Annotated in this window: 6 protein-coding genes; 2 read left to right on the top strand and 4 right to left on the bottom strand. The window is 65.5% G+C overall.

Features of this window, described 5'->3' with window-relative positions; genetic code table 11:
* Positions 1-41: 41 nt before the first annotated feature.
* The gene (locus Q7J26_RS10385; protein ID WP_304936378.1) at positions 42-2,114 is read left to right on the top strand and encodes a TonB-dependent siderophore receptor; all 2,073 of its coding nucleotides are present in this window, start codon (positions 42-44) and stop codon (positions 2,112-2,114) included.
* 72 nt (positions 2,115-2,186) lie between these two features.
* On the opposite strand, the gene Q7J26_RS10390 is transcribed toward Q7J26_RS10385, so the two are convergent.
* The gene (locus tag Q7J26_RS10390) at positions 2,187-4,118 is read right to left on the bottom strand and encodes a peptide MFS transporter (protein ID WP_304936379.1); all 1,932 of its coding nucleotides are present in this window, start codon (positions 4,116-4,118) and stop codon (positions 2,187-2,189) included.
* A gap of 261 nt (positions 4,119-4,379) precedes the next feature.
* Between Q7J26_RS10390 and Q7J26_RS10395 the strand changes: the two genes are divergently transcribed.
* Positions 4,380-5,528 (top strand): N-acetyltransferase, encoded by a 1,149-nt coding sequence (locus Q7J26_RS10395; protein WP_304936380.1) that lies wholly within the window; start codon positions 4,380-4,382, stop codon positions 5,526-5,528.
* A 28-nt stretch (positions 5,529-5,556) separates the two neighbouring features.
* On the opposite strand, the gene mscL is transcribed toward Q7J26_RS10395, so the two are convergent.
* The 3 genes from mscL to Q7J26_RS10410 form a co-directional block, all read right to left on the bottom strand.
* Positions 5,557-5,973: a large-conductance mechanosensitive channel protein MscL gene (mscL, locus tag Q7J26_RS10400; RefSeq protein ID WP_183196289.1), complete on the bottom strand. Its 417-nt coding sequence runs from the start codon at positions 5,971-5,973 to the stop codon at positions 5,557-5,559.
* 34 nt (positions 5,974-6,007) lie between these two features.
* Positions 6,008-6,298 (bottom strand): integration host factor subunit beta, encoded by a 291-nt coding sequence (locus Q7J26_RS10405; RefSeq protein ID WP_292123832.1) that lies wholly within the window; start codon positions 6,296-6,298, stop codon positions 6,008-6,010.
* Positions 6,299-6,542: 244 nt separating this feature from the next.
* The coding region (locus tag Q7J26_RS10410) for a S1 RNA-binding domain-containing protein (RefSeq protein ID WP_304936381.1) at positions 6,543-7,566 on the bottom strand (1,024 nt) is incomplete at its 5' end.

Below are 7,566 nucleotides of genomic sequence, written 5' to 3' on the forward strand. Positions count from 1 at the left end.
AGATCGGCACACCTCTCGCCAACGAACCGAGGGGAAGACCGATGACAAAGACACTTCTGCTGGCCAGCACCGCCCTGCTGCTTTCCGCCGTGAGCGCCCACGCCGTCGATGCGCCGCAGGTGGCCCAGGCGCCCGTGCCGACCGGCCCGACCAGTCAGGCGCCCCTGGCCGACGCGGCCCAGCGCGGCGTGCTGATCTTCGCGCCCGAGTTCTTCCTCGCCCAGCGGCCCAATACCGCGCTCGACATGGTCAACCGGGTGCCCGGCTTCGAGCTGGACGACGGCACCGGCGCACGCGGCTTCGAAGGCGCGGTCGGCAATGTGATGATCAACAACGCCCGCCCGGCCTCCAAGAACGACGCCGGCTCGAACGTCCTCAGCCGCACACCGGCCCGCCAGGTCGAACGGATCGAACTGATCCGCGGCGGCGCGCCCGGCGTCGACATGCAGGGCTTCTCGGTGGTGGTGAATGTCATCCTCAAGAAGGAGGCCAGCCGTCAGTCGATCCTGACCTGGAACACCACCCAGTTCGAGGGATCCGGTCAGGACCTCTACGGCGGCAGCTATCAGTTCACGGCCCGCGACGGCGACCGCAGCTGGGGCGTCACCCTGTCCGACGGGATCAGCACCAGCGACTCCAACGGTCCGGGCCGCCTGATCCGACGAGACGCCTCGGGCAATGTGCTGCGCGACGAGGTCACCGACAATGACGGCTACGGCGGCGGGAACTCGATCCGCGGCGTCTATGCCGGGCCGCTCGCAGGCGGCAAGGTCGACCTGACCGCCCGGTACGGAATCAACGACTGGCAGGGGTACAACACCAGCCAATCCGCCACCGCCTTCCGCGAGAGCCTCGACAGCGAGGACGAGAAGAGCGGCGAGTTCGGCGTCACGTGGGAACGGCCCCTCAACGACCGCTTCAAGCTGGAGACCCGGCTGATGCACGAGTTCGGCAGCTGGGACGGGGTCTCGACCTACAACGTCCTGAACAACGGCGTGGACGCCCCCGAACAGATCTTCGCCTATTCCGGCGAAAGCTCCGAAACCATCCTGCGCGCCCTGGTGCGCCACGAGCGGTCGCCGAAACTGACCATCGAGACCGGCGGCGAGGTCGCCTACAACATGCGCCAGACCGATCAGGCCTATAGCGAGGGCGGCGTGCCGGTGTTCCTGCCCAGCGCCTCGGTCAAGGTCGAGGAGACGCGCGGCGAGGCATTCTCAAAGGGCACATGGCGACTGCACCCGGACCTGACGCTGGAGGCCGGCCTGCGGCTGGAAGCCTCGACCATCAGCCAATCCGGCGACGCCAACCAGGAGAAGAGCTTCTTCTTCGCCAAGCCGCGTTTCATGGCCACCTGGACGCCGATGCCGAACAACCAGTTGCGGTTCCGCTTCGAGCGCGAACTGGGCCAGCTGGACTTCTCCGACTTCGCCGCCTCGGCCGACCTGGATGAGGAGAACGTCTATGGCGGCAATGTCGATCTGGAGCCGGAGCAGCGCTGGATATCGGAACTGACCTACGAGCGCCGTTTCTGGGGCGAGGGCGTCGTCTCCATCGGCTATCGCCACGACGAAATCATCGACGCCATCGACCGCATCCCCTTGGCCGACGGCCTGTCGGCGGTCGGCAATATCGGCGAGGGCACGCTGGACCGGCTGTCGCTGAACGTGACCCTGCCGCTGGACAAGCTGGGCATTTCGGGCGCCCGCTTCACCTTCTCGAACAACTGGAACAAGACCGCCGTCACCGACCCGACCACGGGCGAAGAGCGGCCCATATCGGGTGTCCGCGCCACCCAGGCCAATATCGGCGTCGAACAGGACATCACGCGCTGGAAGCTGCAGTGGGGCGTGAACTGGCTGCCCTATCTGGGCCAACCGACCTATTCGCCGGATCAGGTCTCGAAATGGCGCGGCACGGACTATTTCGAGATGTTCGCCGAGTACAAGCCGACCCCGACACTGGCCATCCGCGCCCAGCTGAACCTTTGGGACGATTTCACCAACCGTCGCACGGTCTTCGCCGACCGCGACACCCGGGCGGTGGCCTATGTGGAGGACAGCACATACGATCCCCGTACCTTTGTGTCGATCCGGGTCCGCAAGACCTTCTGAGGCGGGTCAGGCCCAATCTGAAAAAGGCGGCGTCCGCGAGGACGCCGCCTTTCTCATGTCGATCCTTGAAGATCAGCCGACGGTGGAGGTTCGCGGCGCAGCGATATTGCCATCTTCTTGGCCTCGATCGCTCAACGTCGGGCCGGGATGACCGTCGCCGTCGTTAGCCCCATGCGACCAGCCCTTGATGAAGAAACTGATCACGATGAAGGCGACGCCGATGCCCATGCCCCAGAGCCCCAGCATGCTGAACACCTCCAGCGAGGTGCGCAGGGCCAGAGCGGGGTTCAGCACCTGTCCGCCGACGGTCTCCGTGCCCGCCAGGCCGGCGATCCAGCCGCCGACGTATTGGGCGATAGAGCTGGCCAGGAACCAGACCGCCATCATGAAGCTGACCACCTTGGCCATCGACAGTTTGGTGATCTCCGACAGGCCGACCGGCGACAGGAACAGTTCGCCCGTCGTGTGGAACAGATAGAGCAGGCCCAGCAGCAGCAACGGCATCTGGAAGGCCGAGTCGGCCATGCCTGCGCCCCACACCACGATCATGAAGCCCAGACCGACCTGAAGCAGGCCCAGGCCGAACTTCATCGTCGGATTGGGGTCCAGCTTGCGCTTGGCCAGGAAGGCCCAGAGCGCGGCCATGATGGGCGCGAAGATCAGGATGAAGCCCGCATTGAACGACTGGGTCTGGGCGGCGGTGATCGTCGCGTCGATCCAGAAACCGCTCGGCGTGATGCCGGCGGCGGCCAATTGGGCCGGGGTTCCGACCGTGACCCCGAGGAACTGGAAGGCCTGCGGCGTGATGCTCAGGTCCACGTTGCGATCGGCGAACAGGTTCAGCGACGTGCCGGCCTGTTCGAACAAGGTGAAGAAGACCACCGATCCGAAGATCAGGACCATCGCCAGCATCATCCGCTCGCGCTGGGCCTTGCTCTCGCAGACCTTGACGATCACGTAGAGGATGAACAGCAGCGAGGCGACCGTCGCGGCGCCCAGGACCCAGCCGACCAGGGCGTTGCGCTGGACCATGAACCAGACGACGCCGACGCCCAGGGTGCTAAGCAGATAGATCGACCATTCGCGGTTGATCGGTCCCAGCAAAGGCTTCTTCAGATCAGCGTCGGCCGGCGGCTCGCCCTTGCCTTGCAGCAGCGGCTTGCCGAGCATGAAGACGACCCAACCCAGCGCCATGCCGATGCCCGCTAGGCCGAAGCCGGCCCACCAGCCGACGGTCTGCCCGAGAAGGCCGCACAGCACGGCGGCCCAGAAGGCCCCCAGATTGATGCCGTAGTAGTAGAGGGTGAAGCCGGAATCCCGGCGCGGATCGCCCTGCGGATAGAGCTGTCCGACGATGGTCGAGATGTTCGGCTTCAGGAAGCCGACGCCCATGATGATCAGCGAGATCGCCAGGTAGAAGACGTTCACCCCCGCCATGTCGCGGGTGGCCTCGATCTTGTAATCGGCGGTCGGGATGACGGCCGGCAGAGTCGAAGTCGCGGGCAGGCCCTGAATGGCGATGCCGTTTTCGGCGGGTTCGAACTTGTACTTCTGACCGTCGATGACGATCGCAACGTCTCGGGCTGCGCCACGGCCTTCGGCGTCGATCTGATAGGTCTGACCGGCATAAGTCAGGGTTTCGGTCGCGGGGCGTCCCTCGAAGGCCATCATGCCGTGACCAGCGACCAGCAGCAGAGCGCCGAAGGCTACGGCCTTGCGCGTGCCGATGAAGCGGTCGGCCATGATGCCGCCCAGCAAAGGCAGAAGATACACCAGCGAGGTGTAGGAGCCGTAGGTCGACCCTGCCATCGAGTCGTCGAACAGGAAGTGCTGCGTCAGGAAGAAGATCAGGATGCCCCGCATGCCGTAGTAGGAGAAACGCTCCCACATCTCGGCGAAGAACAGGATGATCAGTCCTCGCGGATGGTGTTTGAGGATCTGCATCAGCACCGGCACGCCGGTGGCGAAGGTGATGATCAGTCCAAGGGCGACGACGATGTTCATGCTCGCGTCCCCCCATTCGTATGCAGGCGTCGCGTAAGTCGCGCTGTCCCCAAGTCCGTCGCTGTCAACGGCTTACTCCCAACTGCCGCGCCGCAACTGGGCGCGCGAAAGGCGCATACCCAGCACAGCGGGCAAATGCGAACAAGTGTTAAGGCTGTCGCGCCCCCTCCCTTCGCTGTCCCATGAGGTCCGCTTTGGCGCGACCCCTGCACTGTGCGCCCTCAAGCAGCAGTCCCGGTTTCATTATGGGAGGGAGCGCCGATGTCCGTGCGACCGATCCGCAGATCCGACTACGAAACCCTGAACCGGCTGCATCGTCAGGTCGGTTGGCCGGAGCGGTCGCAGGCGGGGTGGCGCTGGCTGGAGGACAATCCGGCGCGACGCGACATCGACGCGCCCTTCGGCTGGGTCGTCGCCGATCGGCAGGACGAACCGGTCGCCATGCTGGGCAATCTGATCCAGCGATTCCGCAAGAACGAGAGACGCCTCTACGCGGCGACGGGCTTCTCCATCATCGTGCCGCCGGAACGCACCGGCGCCAGCCGCTATCTGATCAAGGCGATCCTGGCTCAGCCCAACCTGTTCGCCTGCTACACGCTGAACGCCAATCCCCGCGCGGCGCCGCTCTATCGGCTGTTCGGCCTCAAGCCCGGGCCGACCGAGACCCACGCCCTGAAACTGTCCTGGATGGTGGATCCGCTGACCTGTCTGAAAGGCCGTCTGCTGCGGCGTCTGCTGGGCGGGATTTCGGCGGAGCAGGCCCGACGTCTGGGCGAGCCGCTGATGAATGCGCGCCTGTTCCAGCCTCGGCGCCTGAAACTGCCGGACGGTGTCGTCGTGCTGCGCGATGTCGGGGAAAACTCGCCCTATGCCGACTTCTGGCGCGCGCTGACGGCCGAGGGGCGGCTGCTGGCGGACCGGGGGCCGGAGATCATGGCGTGGCGCCTGTCCGACCCGGACCAGACCTTGCCGCCCATAATGCTGGGGCGGGTGCGCGACGGCCGACTGGTCGGCACGGCGACGGCGATGATGACCAAGACCAGCCTGATTGAGCCGCCGTGTCTCGACATCATCGACCTGACGGCGCTGAAAGCGGCCCCCGAAGCGATCGAAGTCCTGGCGGGCGCCCTGATCGACAATGCGCGGGCGCTGGGCGCGGCCAAGGTGCGGTTGCAGGTGACCAATCCGGACATTCTGGACCAGCTCGGCGCCCTGACGCCCAAGGCGCGGCGCGAAGGCGGTTGGGGCCATTGTCACGCGCGCGTCGATGATCCGGTCCTGGCCGAAACCTGGGCGCCGACGCCGTTCGACGGCGACTACGCCGTCTGCGCCCGCGCCGTACCTGCGCCTCGCGCCCGGCGCGCGCCGGTCCGCGCCTCAGCGGTTCAGGGGCAGGCGTGGAAGGCCTGACAGCGCCGGACCGGCGGTGGATTCGGCCTCAGGGACGCGCCTTCAGCTCGTCGCGAATCTCGATCAGCAGGGATTCGATCGGCGTGGGGGCCGAGGGGGCCGGATCGGGCTTGGCCGCCTCCTGACGCCGCATGCTGTTGACGCCCTTGACCACCAGGAAGACCACGAAGGCGACGATCAGGAACTGGATCACGGTGTTGGCGAAGGCGCCGTACTGAATCGCGACCTTCTCGACCGCCTCGGTCGCCGGGTTCTCGCGTCGCAGCACCCATTCCAGCTCGGAAAAGTCGATGCCGCCGGTCAACAGGCCGATGGGCGGCATGACGACCTGATCGACCAGGCTCTTGACGATGCCGTTGAAGGCCGCGCCGATGATCACCCCGACGGCCAGATCGACGACATTCCCCTTGACCGCAAACTCGCGGAATTCGGACAGCAGGCTCATTCGCTAATTCTCTCGGTCGCCAAGACGTGCGGGTTCAGGCGTCGCCGGACGCGTTCAGACGCTCGCGCAGTTCCTTGCCGCTCTTGAAGAAGGGCACGGCCTTGGCCGGCACCTCGACCGTCTCGCCGGTGCGGGGATTGCGGCCCAGACGCGCCGGACGTGACCGCACCGAAAAGGCGCCGAAGCCCCGCAACTCGACCCGACCGCCGTCGGACAAGGCCCCGGTCATCTTGCCGAGGATGACGTTCACCAGCCGCTCCACCTCCGCATGGGTCAGGTGGGTGTTCTCGGCCGCCAGCTTTTCGATCAGTTCGGACTTGATCATCAGGGCCTCTGCCAACTCGTGATCGACAGGCCTGCGCCCGCCGACGATCCAGAAGCTGCACCCTAACCCTCGCTCGCCGCGCGAAAAAGCCCTTATCCGCCAAGCACGGGCGGCATTCGCATGTTTATGTTCGCTTTCGCGCATTGCTGTGCGCCAAAAAGAGAAAAGGGCGGCGGGATCGCTCCCGCCGCCCTTCAGTCTTTTACGCTACTGCGGAGCGCGTGGCGCTCCGCGGCTTGAGCGCTTAGTCCTTGGTGCCGGCGTTCTTCAGCGCAGCGCCCAGGATGTCGCCAAGCGAAGCACCGGAGTCGGACGAGCCGAACTGTTCGATGGCTTCCTGTTCGTCCTTCATTTCCAGCGCCTTGATCGACACCGAGACGCGGCGCGAGGCCTTGTCCACAGCGGTGATCATCGCGTCGATGCGATCGCCGACGGCGAAGCGTTCCGGACGTTGCTCGTTGCGGTCGCGCGACAGGTCCGACTTGCGGACGAAGGCCGTGACCGGTGCGTCGTCTTCACCGAACTTGACCTCGATGCCGCCCGACTCGATCGACGAGACGGTGACGGTGATCTGCTGGCCGCGACGATAGGTGTCGCCTTCGCCGATGGGATCGCCGCCGAGCTGCTTGATGCCCAGCGAGACGCGTTCCTTCTCGACGTCGACGTCCAGGACCTTGGCCTTGACCATCTCGCCCTTGCGGTAGCGCTGGATGGCTTCTTCACCCGAGACCGACCAGTCGAGGTCGGACAGGTGGACCATGCCGTCGATGTCGTTGTCCAGGCCGATGAACAGGCCGAACTCGGTGGCGTTCTTGACTTCGCCCTCGACGGTCGAACCGATCGGGTTGTTGGCGACGAAGGCGTCCCACGGATTGTCCTGAGCCTGCTTCAGGCCCAGCGAGATGCGGCGCTTGGAGGCGTCGACGTCCAGGACGACCACGTCGACTTCCTGCGAGGTCGAGACGATCTTGCCCGGATGGACGTTCTTCTTGGTCCAGGACATTTCCGAAACGTGGACCAGGCCCTCGACCCCGGCTTCCAGCTCCACGAAGGCGCCGTAGTCGGTGATGTTGGTGATGCGGCCCGTATACTTGGCGCCGACCGGATACTTGGCTTCCACGCCGTCCCAGGGGTCCGACTGCAGTTGCTTCATGCCCAGCGAGATACGTTGGGTGTCCGGGTTGATCTTGACGATCTGGACCTTGACGGTGTCGCCGACGGCGAGGACCTGCGAGGGGTGCGAGACGCGCTTCCACGACATGTCGGTG

It is taken from the genome of Brevundimonas sp., from assembly GCF_030656255.1.
Lineage (GTDB): Bacteria > Pseudomonadota > Alphaproteobacteria > Caulobacterales > Caulobacteraceae > Brevundimonas.

Bases quoted from the DNA above. Each gene is read 5' to 3' on its own strand.
- Q7J26_RS10385 (WP_304936378.1), top strand. From the start codon at position 42: ATGACAAAGACACTTCTGCTGGCCAGCACCGCCCTGCTGCTTTCCGCC.
- Q7J26_RS10390 (WP_304936379.1), bottom strand. From the start codon at position 4,118: ATGAACATCGTCGTCGCCCTTGGACTGATCATCACCTTCGCCACCGGC.
- Q7J26_RS10395 (WP_304936380.1), top strand. From the start codon at position 4,380: ATGTCCGTGCGACCGATCCGCAGATCCGACTACGAAACCCTGAACCGG.
- mscL (WP_183196289.1), bottom strand. From the start codon at position 5,973: ATGAGCCTGCTGTCCGAATTCCGCGAGTTTGCGGTCAAGGGGAATGTC.
- Q7J26_RS10405 (WP_292123832.1), bottom strand. From the start codon at position 6,298: ATGATCAAGTCCGAACTGATCGAAAAGCTGGCGGCCGAGAACACCCAC.